Below are 20,384 nucleotides of genomic sequence, written 5' to 3'. Positions count from 1 at the left end.
GGAGCAAGCGATGAACCGCCATTCGAGCAAGACCGCGTCCGCTCACCCCGGACCGGTTGCAAACACTCCAAGCGAACGGGGCCACAGAGCCCGCAACGGTGACGATCCGGCTACCTGGCCTGTGCTGCCAGGCGCCTTGCACCGCTGACCAAGACTCGTAGTGCCTGGTGCAGTACCGCCCGTGAATACGGTCGCTTCCAGGCTCCTGCTGTGCGGGTTCGTGCGGGCGAGCCGGCTTTCTTGAGGATGGGTTTTATGTCCAACACCTTGCGTTGCGGCGTTGCATTGTCGTGGGTTCTGCTGTGCACCGGGGCTTGGGCCCAACCGCAGAACCTCACCGTCATTTCCTTTGGCGGAGCCACCAAACAGGCTCAGGAAAAAGCCTATTTCCAACCCTTCAACCAGAGCGGGGCGGCCCGGGTGGTGGCGGGGGAGTACAACGGTGAACTGTCGAAGATCAAGGCCATGGTCGATGTCGGCAAGACCAGCTGGGATGTGGTCGAAGTGGAGAGCCCGGAGCTGTTGCGCGGCTGTGACGAGGGCTTGTTCGAACCTTTGGACCTGGCTCGCTTTGGTGATCCGGCGCAGTTCGTCCCGGGCACCCTGAGCGAGTGCGGCGTGGCCACCTACGTCTGGTCAATGGTCATGGCCTTTGCTCCGCAAAAGCTGGCCAAGGCGCCCGGGTCCTGGGCCGACTTCTGGAACCTCAAGGACTTCCCCGGCAAGCGCGGTTTGCGCAAGAGCGCCAAGTACACCCTGGAAATCGCCCTGCTGGCGGACGGTGTGGCGCCGGCCCAGTTGTATCAGGTGCTCAACACCCCGCAAGGCGTGACCCGGGCCTTCGCCAAGCTGGATCAGATCAAGCCCTACATCCAGTGGTGGGAAGCCGGGGCTCAACCTCCGCAATGGCTGGTGGCCGGTGATGTGGTGATGAGCGCGGCCTACAACGGACGCATTGCCATGGCCCAGAAGGAGGGCATGCAGTTGAGTATCCTCTGGCCCCAGAGCCTGTACGATCCGGAGTACTGGGCGGTAGTCAAAGGCTCGCCGAACAAGGCCCTGGCCGAAGATTTCATCCTGTTCGCCAGCCAGCCCCAGGCGCAGAAGGTGTTCTCGCAGAACATTCCCTATGGACCGGTGCATCGTCAGGCACTGCCCCTGTTGCCTGAGGCGGTGCAGCAGCAACTGCCGACCTACGAGGCCAACCTGCGGGGCGCGCGGGCGGTGGATGCGGCGTTCTGGGTCGACCATGGCGAGGAGCTGGAGCAGCGCTTCAACGCCTGGGCGGCCCGTTGAATGCATCACTGATGCACTGAGGAAAAAAGGGCCTGCACAAGCTGTGCAGGCCCTGGTCCGATTTCCGGGATCTGACGGCGTTGCCGGGGCGGCGGCGAGCTGGACACACCCGTCGGCTCAATGGGCGGGGGCTTGAGGGCGCTGGGTCAGCCAGTCGATAAACAACGAAAACAGCTCCGCCTGGGAACTGATGGTCAGCTTGGTATAGAGATTCTTACGGTGCATGCGCACGGTTTCCGGAGAGATTTCCAACACCTTGGCCGTGGATTTCACCGAGTGACCGCGCAGGATCAGGTGGGCGATCTCCCGTTCACGCACCGTCAGTAGCGGAGTGCCGAAGCTCATGAAGGCGGCTTCGATCTGTTGGTTGAGGTCGGCCGGTGCCTGGGCCGGCAGCGAACCCTGAGTCGCGTGCCGCACCAGTTGCTGCAGGCCGCCGGCACTGCCGAAACGACGGATCAGCTCGCGCACCAGCGGCTCCACCGCCCGCAGTAGCGCCAAGGGTTCGCTGGCGAAGCGTGCACCACTCAAGCCTTGGAACATGCACAGGGAAATCTTGCTGTGCGGGTCGAGGTCGACGATGTAGTAACTGTCTTCGGCGCCCCCGGTCTTGAGGTAGTAGGTCTTGTAGTACTCGCTGGCGAAGAAGTCGTCCGGGGCGATTTCCGAGAGGTGGTAGAAACCTTCCGCCAGACCGTTTTCCACCGCCAGGCAAAAGGGGTCGAGCAGGTAGCCGCGGGAGAAATAGCGGTTGATGATCTCGTCGCGGTACGCGCCGACAATGCCTTGCTCATGCAGCAACTGGGGTGGCAAGCCTTTGCGTTCCAGGCTGATCATCATGGATTCGATGGGGGTCAGGGCATTCAGCGCTGCCGCCAGATGGCTGAGGAAGGCCTCATCGTCCACGCTGTCGAATGCCTTGGCCAAGCCGGCATGCCAGGCCTGCAGGGCATCGAGGGAGAGTGGGGCGTTGGGGGGATTGGCAGATGCGCTCATGCCCGGCAGTTTAACTGCCGGGCGCAGGCCGGGTAAGACCCCGATTCGCAGTGCTGTCGGTGCCCGTTGTCGATTCATCAACCCAGGTACTGGCCGTCACGGCGCAGCTCGGCTGCAGCCTCGAGGATGCATTCGCGCAAGGTATCGACGATTTCGTCGATCTGCGCACGGGTGATGATCAACGGTGGCGACATGACGTTGAGATGGCCGATGGGACGCACCAGCAAGCCCTTGGCCTGGGCTCGCAGGTGGATGCGTTCGGCAATGTTCAGGGCCTCCGGCAACAGGCTCTTGCTGTGCTTGTCGGCGACGAACTCGACGCAGGCCATCAGCCGCTTGCAGCGTACATTGCCGACCAGGGGCAACTGCGCCAGGGTCTGCAGGCGTTGCTCCATGTAGACCCCCACCTCCTCGACATGGGCCAGCAGGTTTTCCCGCTCGATGATCTCGATGTTCTTCAGCGCCGCGACGCAACTGACTGGGTGCCCGCTGTAGGTGAAGCCGTGGGTGAAGCAACGGCCCTTGCCCGGCTCGCCGATCACCTGCCAGATGCGTTCGGAGAAAATGCAGGCCCCCAGGGGCAGGTAGCCCGAGGTCAGGCCCTTGGCGGTGGTGATGATGTCCGGCTGCATGCCGAACACGTCCTGGGAGGCGAAAAAGGTGCCCAGGCGACCGAACGAGGTCACCACCTCATCGGCGACATACAGCAGGTCGTAGCGTTGGCAGATTTCCCACATCCGCCGGTGATAGCCCTCGGGCGGAATGATCACTCCGCCTGAGCCCATGATGGGTTCGGCGAAGAAGGCGGCCACCTTGTCCGGGCCGATGGTGAGGATCTTGTCCTCGAACTCGGCCACCAGAAAATCGAGGAAATCCGCCTCGCTCATACCTGCCGGGGCACGGTAGTAGTTGGGGCAGGAGATGTGGTGAAACAGGTCGCTCATGAAGTCGAATTCGGGAGCTCGGTCGGCGGCCTTGTTGCCGATGGACATGGTCAGGAAGGTCGAGCCGTGGTACGCATTGATCCGCGAGATCACATGCTTCTTCTCATGTTTGCCACGACTGTTCTGATAGAACTGCACCAGGCGGTAGGCGGTGTCTACTGCAGTGGAGCCGCCAGTGGTGAGGAACACGTGGTTCAGGTCCCCCGGTGCCAGGCTGGCGAGTTTTTCACAGAGCTGGATGGCGCTGACATTGGCCATGTCGCAGAACGGATTGGAGTAGGCCAACTGCCTTACCTGATCGGCAATCGCTTCGGCCATTTCCTCGCGGCCCAGGCCGATGTTGGTGCACCACATGCCGCCGACCGCATCCAGGTAGCGCCGGCCGGCGGTGTCATAGATATAGGCACCGTCACCGGCAGCGATGTTCAGCGAGCCCTGCTCGCGGTGCTCGTCGAACATATGAAAGCCGTGCATGTAATGGGCCTTGTCGGCGGCCACCAGTTGTGGGTCGTCGAACTGTTGAAAAAAGGCTTCGGGTTGGATGGCCATGGGCTTCACCTCGGGTTGAACCATTGGACGCAACGTCCGTGGAATGGGTAGGCATGGATCACTTGCCGATCTTCACCATGTTCCAGGTGCGGGTGATCAGGCGGGTGCTGGCGGGAGACTGGATTTTCTGGGTGAACAGTCGCTCCCGGGTCTGGGCATCGGGGTAGATCGCCGGGTTGTCACGCACCTCGGCAGCGAGCAGCGGGGTGGCCTTGAGGTTGGCATTGGCATAGCGGATGTAGTCGCTGACCTCGGCCATCACCTGCGGCTGCAACAGGTATTCGATAAAGGCATGGGCATTGGCCACATTCGGCGCATCGGCGGGAATGTAGAAGTTGTCGAACCAGATCAGCGAACCTTCTTTGGGAATGAAATAGTCGAGCTTGACCGGTGCCCCCGCTTCATTGGCCCGGGCCTGGGCGGTGGCGTAATCGCCGGACCAGGTCGCACTCAGGCACAGGTCGCCATTGGCCAGGCCATTGAGGTAGCTGGTGGAGTCGAACTTGCGGATATAGGGTCGTATGGCCATCAAGGCATCTTGCGCGGCCTTGAGATCTGCAGGCTCGGCGCTATTGGGGTTGCGCCCCAGCCAGGCCAGCACCAGCGGCAGAATGTCCGTGGGCGAGTCCTGCAGCGTCACTCCGCAATCAGCGAAGCGCGACACCACCTTGGGATCGAACAGCATTGCCAGGGAACCAATGGGCGCGTCCGGCATCCGCTCACGGATCTTGTCGACGTTATAGGTCACCCCATTGCTGCCCCAGGTATAGGGCGCCGAGTACTGCACCCCGGCGTCGTAGTTCTCCAGGCTTGTCAGCACCTGGGGATCGAGATTCTGCCAACTGGGCAACCACTGCTTGTTCAGCGGCTGGAATACCTGCGCCTTGATCAAGGGCGGCACTAGCGCCGCATTGAGTACCACCAGATCGTAGCCGGAGCGCCCGGGCAGCAACTTGCCCTGAACGGTTTCATAGGAGTCGAAGGTGTCGTAGATCACCTTGATGCCGCTGGCCTTCTCGAAGCCGGCGAGGGTGTTCTCGCCGATATAGTCCGACCAGTTGTACAGCCGCAGCGTCTTGCTTGCGGGCTCCTCGGCCTGCACCCAGGCTGCCGCCACTATCAGAACCACGCCAAACACCGCAGGGAATGCTGTACGCATGCTGGAATTCCGCCTTGAACCTGATGGGAGGAGCCCGGGTCGAGCCGTTGGCGCTACTGTCCGCGAGCGGCCGCACACACGCCATAACCCGATCGGGTAGGTGAGCGAGGAACAGGCAAGGGCGAGCTATCGGACTTGATTTATGCAATCATCCAGCCCCGTCGGCGACTTCGAGGCGTATTTGCCCGCCCGGAAACCTGTAGAAACAGCCCGGCAGAAAAAATATCGAATAGGAGTTGCCAGGAATGGAAAACATGTCCATAATTGCGACCATTCCTCAGCGAGGAAACGGAAAAACTCTTTAGAAATCAAAGAGTTGCGAGATGAGGTTGATCTCGAAAACCGTTCTAGTTTGTATGTGGCCAGTGTTGTTTTTCAGGCATTGGACATTTGGGGCCGAGTAGCAAAATGGTTATGCAGCGGATTGCAAATCCGCCTACGCCGGTTCGATTCCGACCTCGGCCTCCACCCTTGAAAACCCCGTAGATTAACGTCTACGGGGTTTTTTATTGCCTGGGATTTGGGCAATCGCTTCCGCAGTTTTTTAGATCACTTCCGCAACTCGCCTGTTTTTGGCATCGCACTGAAGAGCATTTCCCTTCTCGGAGTGCGGACTGGTGATGGTTCTCGGCTAAGATGTTTTCCCTTCGTTCCTACGGATCTTTCTGACTTGGCGATAAGGAATCGCGCTATGAAAGCACCAGTAGCTGCCGCGGTCGTACATCTCGGCGGGAAAATTCTTATCACACGCAGAGCTCCAGGCCAGAAGCTGGCAGGCATGTGGGAGTTTCCTGGCGGCAAGCTTGAGCATGGCGAAACACCGCAGGACTGTATCACCCGCGAACTACTTGAAGAGTTGGGTGTTGAGTCCGACGCCGGCGAGATTCTCACTTCTTCGATTTATACCTATCCCGGCGGCACGATCGAACTGATCGCCGTCAGCGTCGTTTTGCAATCCACCCAATTTGTTCTGCAGGTACATGACCTGGTCGAGTGGGTAAGCCCTTGCGAATTGCTGCAATACGACCTTGCTCCTGCTGATGTTCCAATTGCTGAAGAGATCATCCGAACATATGGTTAATTTTGTTCCTCCAGTCCCAGGCTCTAATCTCAATAACGACGATCTGACGCAGTTGTTTCAATGCAGTCCGCAAGGTGGGATGCGCCGCTCAAATCGTACTAACACCCTCGTCATCGTTTCGAACCATGTGGCGTCCATTTATGACGATCGCTGGGTTAATGATGTGCTGCACTACACCGGTATGGGTCAGCAGGGTGATCAGTCGCTGGAATTTAACCAAAACAGAACGCTGAATGAGTCTCGTGCCAACGGCGTATCCGTGCATCTGTTCGAGGTATTCACTGCTAAAACCTATACCTACATGGCTGAGGTGGAGCTGGCTGATGAGCCTTATCAGGAGAGGCAGCCTGACGTTAAGGGGCGGGAGCGCTCTGTATGGATATTCCCGCTTCGCCTGAAGTCAGGTGCTCTGCCGGCCATACCAGATTCCACGCTGCAACAGCTAAACCAGGTGAAGGAGAAGCAGGCTCGTAAGTTGAGTGATGCGGAGGTGGAGGCGCTTGCTCGGCGACAGGGGCGGATCAGTGTCGGAAAGCGCAGTGCCAAAGTTATCCAGCATCAACGTTCAGCCTGGGTCGCGGAGCATGCCAAGCGCAGATCCAAGGGGCGGTGTGACTTGTGCCAAGAAGCTGCACCGTTCAACAAGAAAGACGGAGCCCCTTTTCTGGAGACGCACCACATTGTTTGGCTTGTAAAAGGCGGGGCCGATACGGTGGAGAACACTGCTGCGCTTTGCCCCAACTGCCACCGCAGAATGCATGTGCTGGATGATGATGCAGACAGGGAAATATTGACCGCACGGTTGAGCAGTCTTTAATTCAGGAGCTGTAAATGGAAGAAGAAATTAGTTTTGAGCATGAGGGTGTGACGTATACCAGCTACTACATAGTTCAAGGAGACGATTTGGTCGTTTATCTTCCTGATGGCAGCCAGCGGACAACTACTCTGCGTGGTCTTGATCCTGAAATGGCAGCACTGACCCACTTGCGTGGATTTGTGCTGAGCTCGCACAAGGCTAGATTGAGTGAAAAGTAAATGCTCTTGTTGGCATAAACTTCCTTAGTTTCTAAGCATGTCAGCATTCAGATTGCGTTTTTTGGGCGCGACCGCTTTCAGCCAGTTGTGGAAGTCCAAATTTGTCCGCCTTAGACTCCAACGGATTGTTGGGGGAGACACTCTGACTCGGTTTTCACAGACTCGCCGCTCACAGCAAAATGAGCAGATACTCTTCAGCCATGATAGAGGAATGGAGTCTATGTATGTTTCTAAAATCAAGGAACTAGTGGGTGAAGCTACAAAAGCTACACCTTCGATTAAAGAAGGCTTACGCAGCTAATGTGCTGCGCTTGCATCAGCTCAAGATCCGACTGGAACACTGGCGGCTGCGTCATGGATTGAAGTTTGCAGTGCTTACTCTGCTGACTGCGGTGCTTTTTAGTGTGTTCTCGATGCCGTTTCTACAGTGCGTGGCCGGAGGTTATTTCAGTAGTCAAGAGAGCTTAGCCGCGCTCAGGAGTCTGCTGGGCGGCACAGGAGCAGCGCTGATCGGAGCCGCAGCTATTGCGTTCTCGCTCGTCGTTTTCGCGATGCAGACTAATGTGGAGCGCATGCCGCATGGCTTGTTCAGGCAGTTAAGTTCCGACACGAGGTTGCTCGGTTCGTTTCTCGGATCTTTCCTAACGGCGATAGTCGTCGCTGGGACGTCGCTGATTCCAGACGGAACCTGGGCCATTCCTGCGATCATTACAGCGATCTGGGGAATCGCCGTGATTGTACTGCTGTTTCTTTACGCATACCGGCGAGCTCTCCAGCTCATTAATCCGATCGAGCAACTCACGATCATGTCGAGGGTGATTCAGCGGGACTTGCAAAGATGGAGCCGGTTGGCAGACAAAGCCGCAATCCTGATAAGGGAGGAGCGGCAGACGGCCATCTTTGACGCTGACGAAGAATTCCATTTCAACGCCCCTAAGGCACGGTTTTACCAAGACAACGCATACTGGACCGTATCCGCGGGGCAAGCGATCCACTACGCCATTTCTTATGCAAAGCGCTTCGCGGAACAGGGCGACTACGAGGTTACGGATTCAGCGTTCATGCACATGATGCTGATTAACGTCGCTTATTGCGAAGCGAAGCGCGGTACTTTCGTCGGAGTCAATCCTTTCTTCGAGACGCCAGGCTCTACCGACGGCTTCATCAACACCTCGTTAGAGCAACTTCGGCAAACGATGCAGGCCGCGTTAGCGAGGGGGGACGAGCGTTTGGCGGAAAGCACGCTGCGTGCCATTGAGCGACTCTATGGAGTGTATCTGCGGATCGAGTATCCGGGCCGAGACCGGCGTAAGCACCACGCGCTACTTGCATCCGGCTACATGGAGTCCGCTATTGAGTCCGTCATTTCGCACAACATGCCTGACCTCATGATGGAGGGCATCCGATTGATGGGGCGCGCGTCAAAAATTTCGCTTGACCACACCAGCCCGACCGAGATTGTCGGTATGGCAGAGAAGATCGCATCCCTTTCCTATGTCGGCGTACTCAAAACAAGTCATCAACCAGTCACGCTGACCGCATTTGAGCAGCTTGCAGACTTCACCTATGACCTGTTGGTAAAGGGAAAGAACGAACTCGGCTACCCCGTAAGCCAATTGCGTTCTGCTGTGACCGAAGCAGCGAAACGATTTCTGGAGACGCCCGACACGCCACTAGGCTCCAGGCACCGAAATACACTTGGCCCCTACTTTTCTAGCACAAGCGCTTCTTCACTCCTGCAAAGGCTCAAATTGCTGGTCAATCAGCTATTGGGAGCTTCCGCGGACAATGTGCGTGCCAGCGAAATTATCCACAATATCGAGAGTTGGGCAGATCAGATCTATATCCCGCAGAAGGAGCTTCTCCTGCTTGCCATACAGAAGCGGTCCTCCTTTACCTTTGATGCCGTCGGTTGGATTGTTGGGATCTCTGAGTTACTGAACGCACTATCGAACGCACCTGCCTGTACGGAACACCTGAGGGACAACCTGAGGAGGCATGCTTTCTGGCTTGTTTCGATGTTGTCATGGCTCCCAGACGATAGGGAATCCGTAATTTTTGCCGAAAACTACTCCGTTACCGAGAGCCTTTTTGAGGCAGCTTCGAACGGATATCAGCAGGACTGTTTGGAGTTCTATGAAAGATGCCAAAAGCTCTTGATAGCATGGGCAAAGAAGGGTGGAAGACACGAAACTGGTTGGGGGATTTTGGAAGCGTCGATCAAAGCGTTGACCGCCCTGGCGATTGACGAGGGGACCCACGGGGCCATGACTGTGCTCAAGGCTCGGTTTCGTGAGATGCTCGCTAGCGAAGGCGCTCCTTCTGCGGAAGTGCGTGTCCGTGCCGCAACTAATCTGGCAAGGAACGCCAACCAGATGCGGCGCACTCACGCTGTTTGCTCGGTTGATCGCGCTCTTGCGCAGCAAGACCAAGTCGCAGTGCGCGAGTTACTGCTTGAGATGGCAGGCGTTCTGACTGTCGAACAGCCGATACATTGAGGTGCAGACTACGGCAGCCTTGACTTGCAATTTTTGTATAAAAGAGCACTTTCGAACAGCCGCTTCTGGCTGTTTGCTTCCAATCATGATCTTGGTAGCACGCGGCTATTTTGTAGGTTTAACGATTTCTCCAACTCGCCGATAGACCTTCTTGGTCATCTCCTCGGTCGAGTGCCCAAGCAACCGACTTGCATGCGTCAGCTCAATCTCACTAGCCGCCTTCGGCCGAATGTCCTTGAACTGAAATTGCCGAATGCTGAACGCCAGTGCCGGATCACCACCGGCCGCAGCTTTGATGGCAGCCGTCTCCCGTGCATCGTCCCAGCGGTTGCGCAGCATCTGCTGGCTCATTCGTAGTCCCGACGTGTTGGTGATCAGCGTCGAGGTCCTGATGCCGTTGATGCTCCTACGCTCCTGTAGATCCTTGATAAAGGCGCTCAAACCTGACTGGACGCCTTCTACCTCCAGGCGCAGGCGCAGGCGTTTTTCGGTCTTGCCCTGGCCTATCAGTAAGAAGCCGTTGTTCAGGTCGGTGGCGGCGATCTTGAGCACGTCTGCGGGGCGTTGGCCGGTCAGGTAGGCCAGGTCCATCGCGTCCTTCAGCTCCTGCACTGCCTCGGCGTAGACCGCATTCCATACGGTCTCGCCGGCGTAGTAGTCCCTGGGTTTTTCCTTGTTACGGCGAACGCCGAAGCACGGGTTGGCTTTGTCGGTCAGGCCCCACTCTCGGGCAATGGTGAACGCGTGAGAGAGCAGGGCGATTTCTCGATTGGCCCGGACCTTGGCGGTTCTGGCATCGCGGTACTGGGCGATCACCTGGGGGGTGATCGACTCGATAGGTGCGTTCTCAAAGGCTCTCCTGAGCTGCTTGAGTTCCTTGCGGTTGTCCGACTGGGTGCGGATCGATTTGCCGGGGATGATCTCCTTTTCGTACCGATCGAACACGTAGCTCATCAGGTGGTTGGGCTTGGGTGGTGCTCTGTGCTCCAGCCTGGCCCATTCCACCTTGGCCTGATCGAGGTCGGTGCCCAGCGGGATCTCCTTGCGTTTGCCGGCGGCGTCCCTGCCGTCGTAGTAGTACGCCGTCCAGATCTGGCCGTTCTTGCCCTTTCTGATACGGCGCACCATGCGTGGCGGCAGGTCGCGGTTGGCTGTGGTTCTCTTGCGCACGGGTCAGCTCACATTCGCAAGGTTGAGCGACCAAACTTCAGTCACGGCACTAGCTGCAGAGGGTTTAACTCCAGCTAACTTCATCCTGGCGTAAACCCGGCCAACGATGGGTCGCCGTGCACCGGTCAGAACAAACTCCCAATGGTTGTTGGTCAGCCATTGGATTTGTTTGGACGGGAGCTGATAACCCGGTAATGGTGTGCAGTTCGTCCTGGTCAAGTGTTTCACTCTGCAGTGCGTTAACTGTATTTAGGGCGTTGTTAGTGGTCATGCGGCCACCTCACTTGGAAAGTGCATAAAAAGCTGTTGCTGCCACTCGCGGAACTTGGCCATTTCCAATGGCGCGATGTCTGTCCATTGCAATGGCCAGTCCATCAACCACTCGCTGAACTCGGGGTTGTGCCTCCCTCCAGGCAGCAAGCCCAGAAGGGTTAAGTGCTCGGGCAGGCGTACACCCCGCGAAGACTTTTCGGCTCTCTTCCTGGCGGTCTCTGGTAGAACGCTGCCTTTCCCGTCCGAAGCCGTTGGCGTCGGCCACAATCCAGATACGGTCCCTTCTGTGATCGTGGGCAGCCGCATCAGCACATCTTTGAGATAGGCATACGGATCATGGCCATTCAGCCGTGCAGACTGGATCAAACTCATAATCGCCGCCACATGGGGCAAAAATGGGGCAATCCGTACGCCAATCAATGCCATTTAATGCCAAGTGGCACTATCTCTAGCTTTGTCAAAAAAGCCCTACAGCCCTTATTTCTCGGGGCTGTAGGGCTTTTTTGCGTTAATACCCGAGCACAATCGGCGTATGATTCTTTCTTTTCGACCCAATTCGGACAATCGCGAACAGCGTTAAAAATCGACCGGTGGCTAGCTCGGAACGACGCTTTCTCTCAGGAAAAAATTGGCTTAATGATGCGAGTAGACTGACTTATCTACGCCATCAAAGCGATCATCTCCAAGTACCACAACGTGTAGTTGTTCGACGAGCATATCTTCAATGAGTCTCACTAACTCATACATTTTGCGCAAGTGGGTATGATGCAAGCTACTCTCGCTCCGGTTTTTGATGCCTAGACACTGCGATGATGCTGGGTTATTGTCGAAAGGCTAAGAATCCGCTTGTTCATAGACTGTATGCATTTCACTGAATACTAGGAAATTACTGCAAGATGCAAATAAACTAATAATGGAACTATCTGTTTATGTCTGATTTTACAGTTGCTGAGTTGGCAAACGAGGTTGGGGTTTCTGTAGAGCGGTTTCTCGAGCAACTGGCTAGTGCAGGTCTAAATCATACCGAAGCGAATGATGTCGTATCAGATCAGGACAAAATTATTCTTCTAGGCTACTTGAAAAGCTCTAGCAGGAGGGGTAGTGCTCGCGGAGAAAGACCGTCGTCGAATAAGAAGACTTCAACTTTGCGTATTGCTGGAAGTAAGTCGATCTCTGTTGAGGTGCGAAAAAAGAAAATATTTGTGCAGCGCCTATCTCCTGCAGAAGTTTCCGAGCCCGCGGATATTTCAAGTCTTATAGCATTCAATGGTGACAATAGTGAAGAAATCGCTAAGGCAGATCGATGGTCGAAGCTTTCAGTAGTAGAGATTAAAAACTTTAAGGCGATAAAGAGCTTAAGGTTACCCTTGGCGGACGTAACTATACTGGTAGGTCCGAACGGCTCTGGAAAATCTTCGGCGCTACAAGCAATACATTGGGCTGCCCGAGCTGCAAGCTACATCGAGCCAAGAAAGCAGTCAGAAGTTATTTCATTTGACCGCTTGGACTATTCCCCCTCCAGCGAGCCACTCAAAACTGCTCATAAAAGCGAGCTTTCCTCTGCTAGAGATAGCGATCCTACTCTCGTTAATTTTATAATTTCCGAAAAAGAGGACGAAGCTAGCTCTTTGGCCAGCGTGAAGATATGGGCAGCTAGAAATAGAAGCGGTGTATCAGTGAGTATAGATGGCGGCGTAGCCGTAACTCCCTTCAAACAAAGAACAGAGTTAATTACCGCATATATTCCGGGGCTTGCAGGGCTTGCAGAGAAGGAAACAATTTTAGTTCAGCCCCTCCTCAGACGGCAGGCCGCTAGCGGTGATGCAGGAGGGGTGCTACGTAACGTACTTTTTAACTTAGCAAGCCGGCAGCCAGGAGAGGACGATACCAGCTATGCTGCGCAACGGATACAGAAACTCAGCCAGCTTGTTCAGATGGTTCACCCTGGAGTCGAGATCGAAACGGCATTTGATGAACGCGAAGATTTTCATATCAACGCAATGTTTGTGGACGAACGATTGGGCGTGGAGAAGCGCCCATTAGAAAGTGCTGCAACTGGAATATTACAGGTTGTTCAGATTTTTGCTTACCTCATCCTATTCAGGCCAAAACTTTTATTGATCGATGAGCCAGATGCTCACCTCCATCCAGACAAGCAAGAAAGGCTTATCGAGGCTCTTGAACGTGCGGCCGGAGACTTCAATATTCAAGTGATCTTATCTACACATAGTCCTAATATAGCAAGGGCAGCGTCCCATCGCTCAAAGTTGTTATGGCTGAGAGACGGAGAGGTTGTAAATGAAGATGATGAAGTTATCACGGCCTTGCTTGGCTGGGGAGGCCTCGATAAAAAAATACTTTTCTTTGTCGAGGATGAGGATGCTCAACCCATAATCTCGATACTTCGACAGTGGCCTAGCTTGTACAGACAAGTTGCCGTGTGCAGGTGTTTTGGCATTGACAACTTACCCAAAAATTCGCTTCTGAAAGGTTTTATTGGTGATAATAACTTTGGAATGAAGGTGCTAATCCATCGAGATCGAGACTTTATGACTGAGCAGGACGTTGCTTTATGGGTGTCTCGCTATGACACTAAAGATGTGGGTGTCTGGGTGACGGATTTTGTAGATGCCGAAGCGTATTTTTGTCAGCCAGAGTATTTAGCCTCCGTATTTTCGGTTGAAGAGGAGCAGGCTAGAAAATGGCTAAATGCAGCTGTAGATGCTTGTGGAGAAGGCGCGAAAAAAATATTTAAAGAAAAGCGCAAATTGACTATACGTACTCTGTACGAAGATGGTGGCGGTGTAATAACTGAAGAGTTATGGGAGCAGCTTGGAGCGATTGGGCCTAAAACTATAGTTGGAAAAAAATTGCATAAGGCTCTGAAAGTTGAAGTTAAAAAAAGTGGGTGCGATGATCGTGTCTTAGATAAATTTGTAATATCCAAAAACTTTGAGGTGGCCATTTCATTGAAGACGCACCTCGAAAATTTACTTCAGTAATTCTTGAGTAGGCAATTTGGTGATTTTCTCCAGTTGCGCAGAGTCCAGCAGTGTAATGCCGGCATCATGAGATTGCCGCTTTGAAAAGCTGATCAGGATATGCGCCGGGAAAGCATAGCAAGTTGGGGGGGCTCTACAGCTCCTGTTTTTGGTCGGTTCCTGTCGGTCATCTAATGGAGTTTGCGGGGCGCCGTCTTGGCCCATGAGGGGGGAGCACGTTAATTGGAAGCAACCATTTCAATCAGCTTATGGCACGTGTCTTTTACCATGAAGGTTTACCCTCCGAGATTGTCATAGAAGTAAACTTCTTCGCTTGGGTCTGAAATGGGGACTCGCAAGTCGGTCATACCTCTGTCGACGCAACCAGTCCCAATGGTTCCGTCCAGATGGCGGAATTCCCACTGAAGTTACGTCGTGACTAGACCCAATATCCAGATCGGATTGATTGAGCTTGCAGGATTCAGGAGGAGGGGTAGAGGAGCCTTGAGGACTGCGACTGTCACTGGGCTCTGAACCGCTAAGGGCGCAGTGAAATCAGTTCCGCAATCAAAATCACGACCCGCGTAGGCCGTGGGTTACAGTCTTTCTAGGCGCTGGCATTTGCGGAACGGATCTATCACTAACTAACTGAAAAACATGAAATTTTATCTGGATTGCAAATCCGCCTACGCCGGTTCGCCGACCTCGGCCTCCATCCTTGAAAACCCCTTAGATTAACGTCTACGGGGTTTTTTATTGTCTGGGATTTGGGCAATCACTTCCGCAAATTTTTGGATCGCTTCTGCAGATCGCGGGTTTTAGCGTCGAATTTAAGAAAAATCTCCCTGCATTGAGCGTGAGATGTTGAGCGTTTTGGCTGTGAGTTGTCTGAGTGCTCTGTCATTGCGGTATTCAGATTGGGAGGCGGGCCGCAGCAGTGCGGATGGATGCTGACCCGACTGAACGGAGCCATTAGCGAGATTACCGGTGCCGCCTCGGAGCTGGAGAACATCCCGTTTGTGGGGCTTGAGATGGGCGCCAAGCTCCAGCGGACCCTGCGCCGCATCACCGTGCAGTCCGTTGTCGGCGAGGTGTTGGCTAAGCACAGCCAGGCGGTGACGGCGGTGGGGCAGATCCAGTAGCGCCTCGGTACGCTGCAGGAGCAGACCGCCAAGGCCAGCGCTGCGATCAACCGGATCGGAGGGCAAGTCAGTCCTTCCTTGGGCAACATCCTTCCGACTGGATCATTCGTTAACTTGGGCACCCCGGCGGCCGAGGCGGTGAAGCCGTTCCCGCACTTGCTGATCATCCACCCGCTTAAGACTGGCGGACAGCCGTACTACTTCAACCTTGACACTGCAGCCTTTGAAGAATTGCGTCGTCTGGCGGGGTTCCGCTGGGCTGGCCAGGAACACCTGACCCGCAGCATCGCGCAGCAGGCAGTGGGGCAGGGCGACGACAAGATCACCCGCAAGGGTGGGGTGTTTCCTGGGTTCAAGGGGGGGGGGCTGGGTCAGTTGCAAAAACTGCGTAGCATCGGGCGACGGCTGCAGCCGCTGAGCCTGACCACGGGCTATGGCGAAGTGCTGGGCACCTGGTGCATGACCAGCCTTGAGGAAGAACAGAGCTACCTGCTGGCCGGGGGCATCCCGCGTAAGCAGGGCTTTTCAATGGAGTTCGTGAGCTATGGCGACGACATGCAGAACGTCTGACGGGGATCTGCTGGACACCCTGTGTCACCAGTATTACGGGCACTTGAATGGCAGTGTCGAAGCGGTGCTCGATGCCAACCAGGGGCTGGCCGATGAGCCCCAGCCGTTCCGGGCTGGCGTGTTGATTGTGCTGCCGGATTTGCCGGCCGATGCTGAGACCGTGGTGCAGCTTTGGGCATAAGGAAGGAAATACAGAGGCATTGTTGGTAACATGCGCCCGTTTTTTAGATCGGATAGGGATATTGCTGATGAGTAACAAGAAAATAATAACCCCAGGGCGGGTAATATTAATTATTGCTGTATTGGTAGGAGTTTTGTCATGGGTAACTGATAGGAAGCTTGCGAGCGAGCCTGAGTATCCTGCCGGTGCGAGTAATGAGCTGAAAGCCAAATTGCTGCTGATTCATCGGATCACTGTTGCAAGTGATGAGCTGGCTGATGTTTTTGTTGGCGATAACTGGATTAGAGTTACATATAAGCCGAAATATACTCATGATGGAGAAGGTTGGGTTCTGAGAACGTTTTCTTCAACGAAAAAGGCACTAGTTGCTATTAAAGGCACAGGTCTTGATAAGTATTCGAAAGTTATATTTCAATCTCAGCTACAGGTATCTGCTCCAGGGGGACCGACTAGATATACTAACGGGTTGATTATGGAGTATAACTTGGATGGTATGAAAGATGTTGAATATGAGAGGTTGCTTACCGGTGATTTAGGTGAGTTGCCTTATAATATAACTTTTCGGCGATTTGGCTTGGAGTCAGCCTTGGAATATTGTGCTGTTGAAAAGAACTTGAAAAGGTCGCCAGTTTTTTGTCGTCGCGCAGAAGCTGCTCGTTAAAGTATTGTTTATAATAAAAGCTATGCGCTGATTTTTGACTTTTCTTGATTTGGATGAATTTTTAAAAGCGCTCCTAATTTTAGTTTGTACTTTTACCAATAAGCCCCGCCATTCGCGGGGCTTTTTTAGAGTTTTACTTATGTGTTCGATATTTCGGATCGTTGTCGATGGTCGAGATATTCTGGTCCTAATAAGTGACCGTCTGTTAGCTCTACGCACCTCGGATGAGTTTGGGATGGAGTCGGACGAGCTTCAGGTAGGCACAAGTTTCGCAAGTTCACGAATCAACGAAATGACAGGTTTGATAGCTGGGTACGTTAAAAGGATGGGGGATGGAATTGTGAGGCGTTTGCGGCGCTTGAGAGTTAATTACTTCACGTTTCGATCAGCACAACACTTGTTAGTACAGTATGCCGATCAGAGTCTGGCCGATAAGCCCCAGCCGTTCCGGGCTGGGTGCTTGTCGTGCTGTCTGAGCTGCTGGCGGTGACCCATGCCGCACTGCAGCTGTGGTATTAGCCGGCGGCCTTGGCGCATTCCTTGGCTGCGGATAGGTAGGACATATGGTCATTGGAGTACTCCCGGGCGTCCTGGGAAATCATTCCTTGCCAGGAGCTTTCGGCATTGAGTGCGGCCAAGCGGCATTTAGCGAAGGGGGCAAATAGTGTTCCAAAGCGATCGGCTTCGTCCCTTAGCTTCTTCAGGGCAATGGCCTGGTCGCGAGCTTGCTCGTCATCCATGGTGCCGGACGCAGCCATGGTTTGCCCCTTCTCAACGGTCTTGTTGAGACGTTTTAGGAAGTCGCGGGCTTCCTTGGGCTTGATCTTCTTGGCGGCTTCTTGGGCTGCAATGGCCTGCCTGCCGCGCTCTGCAGCCTCTGCGCTCACGGGCGCATCGTCACTCAAGTCTATAACACGCAGTTTCTGCTCTGCCTGGGCCATCGAAGCGCTCAGTAGGCACAGCGTCAATCCGAAAATCTTTTTCACTTTATCAACTCCTGTAGGGACGGCGGCCGGGGATTCTAAGAAGTCCCGGTCGCTGTGTCACCTAGGAGGGAGGTTTACTGCATGACGCCTGTATTCCGAATCGTTGCGGACGGTAAGAACATCACCGCACTGATCAATGACCGGCTGTTGACCCTGCGTACCTCTGACAAGCCCGGCATGGAGTCTGACGAGTTTGAGCTGCGCATCGACGACCGCGACGGCGCTGTGGCGCTGCCCAACCGGGGCGCGAGCATCGAGGTGTTCATGGGCTACACCGGTCAGTCACTGACCCGCCTTGGGCGCTACACGGTGGACGAGGTCGTGGTGACGGGCCCGCCTGATTCTATCGAGATCCGGGGCAAGGCCAGCGACATGCGCGGTAGTGGCAAGACCACCCGCAGCGGGAGCTGGGAAAACGTCCCGCTGCAGCAGATCGTGCACGATGTGGCGACCCGCAATGGCTGGCAACCGGTGTGCCCGGTGACCACCAAGGTGCCCCGGGTCGATCAGCTCAATGAATCCGACTTCAGCTTCATTACCCGCCTGGCCAAGCAGTACGACTGCACGGCCAAGGTGGCCGACGGCAAGCTGCTGGTGCTGCCTCGGCAGGCCGGGCAGAGCGCCAGCGGCAAGGCCCTTGGTCCTGTCACCATCACTCGCCGCGACGTGAGCCGCTATCAGTTCCGACTGGGGGACAAAAGCACCCACAAGGCGGTGCAGACCAAGCACCAGGACAAGAAGAGCGGAAAGCTGCGGGTCGTCGACCTGGGCAACGATGACTCACCGGACGGCCTGCCGCCGGTGCACACCGATCGCCACATCTACCCGAACAAGTTCGCTGCCGAGCAGGCCGCCAAGGCCCGTCTGGCGGCATTCAACCGCAGCACCGCCGGTGTACGCCTGGAGATGCCCGGCCGAACCGATCTATTCGCTGAACGCATGATCAATGCCCGGGGCTTCAAGGTCGGCCTCGATGGCGAGTACCTGGTGGACTCGGTCGAGCAGGTATTCACCCAGTCCGGGTGGAGCACCACGGTCGAGTGCAACGGCGGCAAGAAGGGCAAGGCGAAAACACCGCTGCCTCGGGTGGTAGCGGTGGGATGTCAGCCACCGCCGGCACCTGCGGCGTGGTTCATGGAAGAGCGCGAGCCGAACTTGCCCCAGCGGCTGCTCAACGAATTGTCACCATCGCCGGAGACGGTGACCAAGGATTGATCGCTTTGGCGGCCTGCCAGAGCTACATCAAAGAAATCGTTTCAACGAAGTGAAAAGGAGCGGTCGGGCCAGATGCGTCAACATCTAACCCGGCCGCTGTCCTCGCAGAATGCTTCTGCAAGTCCCGCAAAGGCTCTTGCTCTGTACACAAAGCGCGGCGAGATGAGGTGCTTCGGTCCATCGGAAGCATCCCGCCTGCGCAGGCCGAAGCAAACCACTGCACCGCTCTGGAAACTCCAGCCATAGCCCCCCTTCACGAAGAGCAATCAGCCCCCGGCAAAACCGGCGCGGTTCATCACCCGTTGGTGAACAGAATCTGCTGCACGCGGGTCGTATACTTGCCAATATCGATCACCGTCTGCCGGTTTCTGACCGTATCATAGGTATGATATTCATCCATCAATTTCAGGCAACGTCGCGCCACCCGCATATCCCTGAGAAGCGCCAGGGTCGGGTAGAGTTCCATGTGATCGATCACGTCCCAATTGATGGCGGGTTTCAATGATTCCGTCCAAGCATCATAGGTGTTCGCGGTGACGGATCCGCCAATCTTGGTCAGGGACGTATTCTCGTACTTGCTGATATTCGATTCCGATTCCTCATGGCCTTCGCTATGGGTGTAGTCCGAGCCACCACCGAAGCCCTTGATGGCCAACTTGAAGCCGACCGAGAACTCCTTTTCCTCCGACCGGGATTCCGTGTATTCCGATACCTCGGCGTTTTCCTCGCTGACCAGCATGCCGCCCAGGGTGAAGGTCCGAGCGACATAGTAGCCGCGGCTGTTCAAGGTTTCGATCAAGTTGACATAGGCGTCAATTTCGTAGCTTGGCGAGATGGCCGTGGCGATGGCGCTTTCGAAATCGGAAACCAGGACGAGGTTCGCGCGCTCTTGGGAGAGGGCGACCTTATTCACCATGTACTTGCCAAGCAGGTACTGTTTTACTTTTTTCGATGTCGTCGTATGGGATTGGGCATAGGAGAAGTCGGTCTGGCCTCCGCCGATGGGGGTTGTCACCGATACCGAGCTTTTGTCGGAAGTGGTCAGGGCCAAGGTGTTCCCCACCTCGGAAAAGGTGGATATGACGCGGTTCTCGCTCATGTAGGTGGGCTTGGTCGACGCGGGGAGCTGGTTGGCGTTCCATGAGGCGATACAGGGCTTGAAGGTCCGATAAAACCCCTTGTCTTCCGCCGCCGTGATGCCCCGATAGATTTCAATCTCGTTGAACAGGGCCAGCTTTTGGCTGGTGGTGAGATGATTGTAACGGTCCACCGTCTTGTCCGGATCCTCCAGGCCCGTCGACGCCACGCCAATCATGAGCGTGCCGGAGCCATCGGCGCCGACCAAGGCCGACAAGTGCACGTCGTCTTCGTCATCCCGATCGACCGGGGCGCCGCGGAGAAGAAAATCATCGGCGGAGGTCATAAGCTCTTTGCTGGTCAGAACCTCGCGGGTTGCCGTTAATGAGGCGTTCAGATCCAGGGCCACGTTGCGACGTTGACCATCGGTGCGTTCGACTAAAACAAGTGTAGTTGCCATATGTCTTATTCCTTTTTTATGTGTATCTTTAAAGGGGATAATCCAATTACCCTAGAGGTGGTAAGTATCGTGGTGGGCGGTAGGGCGCGTTCATCTCATTTGATATGAGG

General features: G+C 55.3%; 14 protein-coding genes, 1 tRNA gene and 4 pseudogenes. 11 read left to right on the top strand and 8 right to left on the bottom strand.

Annotated elements, in window-relative coordinates; all coding sequences use genetic code 11:
- Positions 1–255 precede the first annotated feature (255 nt).
- Entirely contained in the window at positions 256–1,296 is a 1,041-nt protein-coding gene (locus tag LOY69_RS17590) for an ABC transporter substrate-binding protein (RefSeq protein ID WP_110652729.1), read from the top strand.
- 117 nt (positions 1,297–1,413) lie between these two features.
- Here LOY69_RS17590 and LOY69_RS17585 read toward each other — a convergent pair whose 3' ends face one another.
- The 3 genes from LOY69_RS17585 to LOY69_RS17575 all read right to left on the bottom strand — a co-directional run bounded on the left by LOY69_RS17585 (position 1,414) and on the right by LOY69_RS17575 (position 4,944).
- Positions 1,414–2,292 (bottom strand): helix-turn-helix transcriptional regulator, encoded by an 879-nt coding sequence (locus tag LOY69_RS17585; RefSeq protein WP_265073308.1) that lies wholly within the window; start codon positions 2,290–2,292, stop codon positions 1,414–1,416.
- A 77-nt stretch (positions 2,293–2,369) separates the two neighbouring features.
- Positions 2,370–3,785 carry an aminotransferase gene (locus tag LOY69_RS17580; protein ID WP_110652769.1) on the bottom strand — a complete coding sequence of 472 codons (1,416 nt, stop codon included), beginning with the start codon at positions 3,783–3,785 and terminating at the stop codon, positions 2,370–2,372.
- 58 nt (positions 3,786–3,843) lie between these two features.
- A complete protein-coding gene (locus LOY69_RS17575) occupies positions 3,844–4,944 on the bottom strand; it encodes a polyamine ABC transporter substrate-binding protein (protein WP_265073307.1) in 1,101 nt (366 codons plus the stop codon).
- Positions 4,945–5,338: 394 nt separating this feature from the next.
- On the opposite strand from LOY69_RS17575, the gene LOY69_RS17570 reads away from it, so the two are divergent.
- From LOY69_RS17570 to LOY69_RS17550, 5 genes are all read left to right on the top strand, one after another.
- Positions 5,339–5,412 (top strand) — tRNA-Cys (locus LOY69_RS17570).
- Positions 5,413–5,635: 223 nt separating this feature from the next.
- Entirely contained in the window at positions 5,636–6,025 is a 390-nt protein-coding gene (locus tag LOY69_RS17565) for a (deoxy)nucleoside triphosphate pyrophosphohydrolase (protein WP_110652726.1), read from the top strand.
- Positions 5,973–6,842 carry an HNH endonuclease signature motif containing protein gene (locus tag LOY69_RS17560; RefSeq protein WP_265073306.1) on the top strand — a complete coding sequence of 290 codons (870 nt, stop codon included), beginning with the start codon at positions 5,973–5,975 and terminating at the stop codon, positions 6,840–6,842. The genes LOY69_RS17565 and LOY69_RS17560 overlap by 53 nt, the downstream gene beginning before the upstream one ends.
- Before the next feature lie 14 nt (positions 6,843–6,856).
- Positions 6,857–7,060 carry a hypothetical protein gene (locus tag LOY69_RS17555; RefSeq protein WP_265073305.1) on the top strand — a complete coding sequence of 68 codons (204 nt, stop codon included), beginning with the start codon at positions 6,857–6,859 and terminating at the stop codon, positions 7,058–7,060.
- Between the two features lie 251 nt (positions 7,061–7,311).
- On the top strand, positions 7,312–9,558 hold the full coding sequence (locus LOY69_RS17550) for a hypothetical protein (protein ID WP_265073304.1): 2,247 nt from the start codon (positions 7,312–7,314) through the stop codon (positions 9,556–9,558).
- A gap of 105 nt (positions 9,559–9,663) precedes the next feature.
- Here the strand turns inward: LOY69_RS17550 and LOY69_RS17545 are convergent, their stop codons facing one another.
- From LOY69_RS17545 to LOY69_RS17535, 3 genes and pseudogenes are all read right to left on the bottom strand, one after another.
- The gene (locus LOY69_RS17545; protein ID WP_265073303.1) at positions 9,664–10,728 is read right to left on the bottom strand and encodes a tyrosine-type recombinase/integrase; all 1,065 of its coding nucleotides are present in this window, start codon (positions 10,726–10,728) and stop codon (positions 9,664–9,666) included.
- A gap of 3 nt (positions 10,729–10,731) precedes the next feature.
- Positions 10,732–10,999 (bottom strand): annotated as a pseudogene (locus LOY69_RS17540) (DUF4224 domain-containing protein).
- Positions 11,000–11,259: 260 nt separating this feature from the next.
- Positions 11,260–11,382: pseudogene (locus LOY69_RS17535) on the bottom strand (transposase domain-containing protein); the annotation flags it as partial.
- A gap of 548 nt (positions 11,383–11,930) precedes the next feature.
- Here LOY69_RS17535 and LOY69_RS17530 point away from each other — a divergent pair.
- From LOY69_RS17530 to LOY69_RS17515, 4 genes and pseudogenes are all read left to right on the top strand, one after another.
- A complete protein-coding gene (locus LOY69_RS17530; RefSeq protein ID WP_265073302.1) occupies positions 11,931–14,003 on the top strand; it encodes a translation initiation factor IF-2 N-terminal domain-containing protein in 2,073 nt (690 codons plus the stop codon).
- Between the two features lie 840 nt (positions 14,004–14,843).
- Positions 14,844–15,694: pseudogene (locus tag LOY69_RS17525) on the top strand (phage tail protein).
- On the top strand, positions 15,669–15,875 hold the full coding sequence (locus LOY69_RS17520) for a tail protein X (RefSeq protein WP_102882559.1): 207 nt from the start codon (positions 15,669–15,671) through the stop codon (positions 15,873–15,875). The pseudogene LOY69_RS17525 and the gene LOY69_RS17520 overlap by 26 nt, the downstream one beginning before the upstream one ends.
- A 67-nt stretch (positions 15,876–15,942) precedes the next feature.
- Positions 15,943–16,536 carry a hypothetical protein gene (locus LOY69_RS17515; protein WP_146036716.1) on the top strand — a complete coding sequence of 198 codons (594 nt, stop codon included), beginning with the start codon at positions 15,943–15,945 and terminating at the stop codon, positions 16,534–16,536.
- A gap of 515 nt (positions 16,537–17,051) precedes the next feature.
- Here LOY69_RS17515 and LOY69_RS17505 read toward each other — a convergent pair.
- On the bottom strand, positions 17,052–17,522 hold the full coding sequence (locus tag LOY69_RS17505; protein WP_265073301.1) for a hypothetical protein: 471 nt from the start codon (positions 17,520–17,522) through the stop codon (positions 17,052–17,054).
- Positions 17,523–17,603: 81 nt separating this feature from the next.
- On the opposite strand from LOY69_RS17505, the pseudogene LOY69_RS17500 reads away from it, so the two are divergent.
- Positions 17,604–18,593 (top strand): annotated as a pseudogene (locus tag LOY69_RS17500) (phage late control D family protein); the annotation flags it as partial.
- A 439-nt stretch (positions 18,594–19,032) separates the two neighbouring features.
- Here the strand turns inward: LOY69_RS17500 and LOY69_RS17490 are convergent.
- Positions 19,033–20,274, bottom strand: coding sequence for an MAC/perforin domain-containing protein (locus tag LOY69_RS17490; RefSeq protein WP_174395196.1), 1,242 nt, complete (start codon positions 20,272–20,274; stop codon positions 19,033–19,035).
- Positions 20,275–20,384 lie beyond the last annotated feature (110 nt).

It is taken from the genome of Pseudomonas sp. B21-059 (genome assembly GCF_026016285.1).
Lineage (GTDB): Bacteria > Pseudomonadota > Gammaproteobacteria > Pseudomonadales > Pseudomonadaceae > Aquipseudomonas > Aquipseudomonas danubii.
Note: the sequence above shows the minus strand (reverse complement) of the source record. Positions and strands in the feature narration are given on the sequence as shown.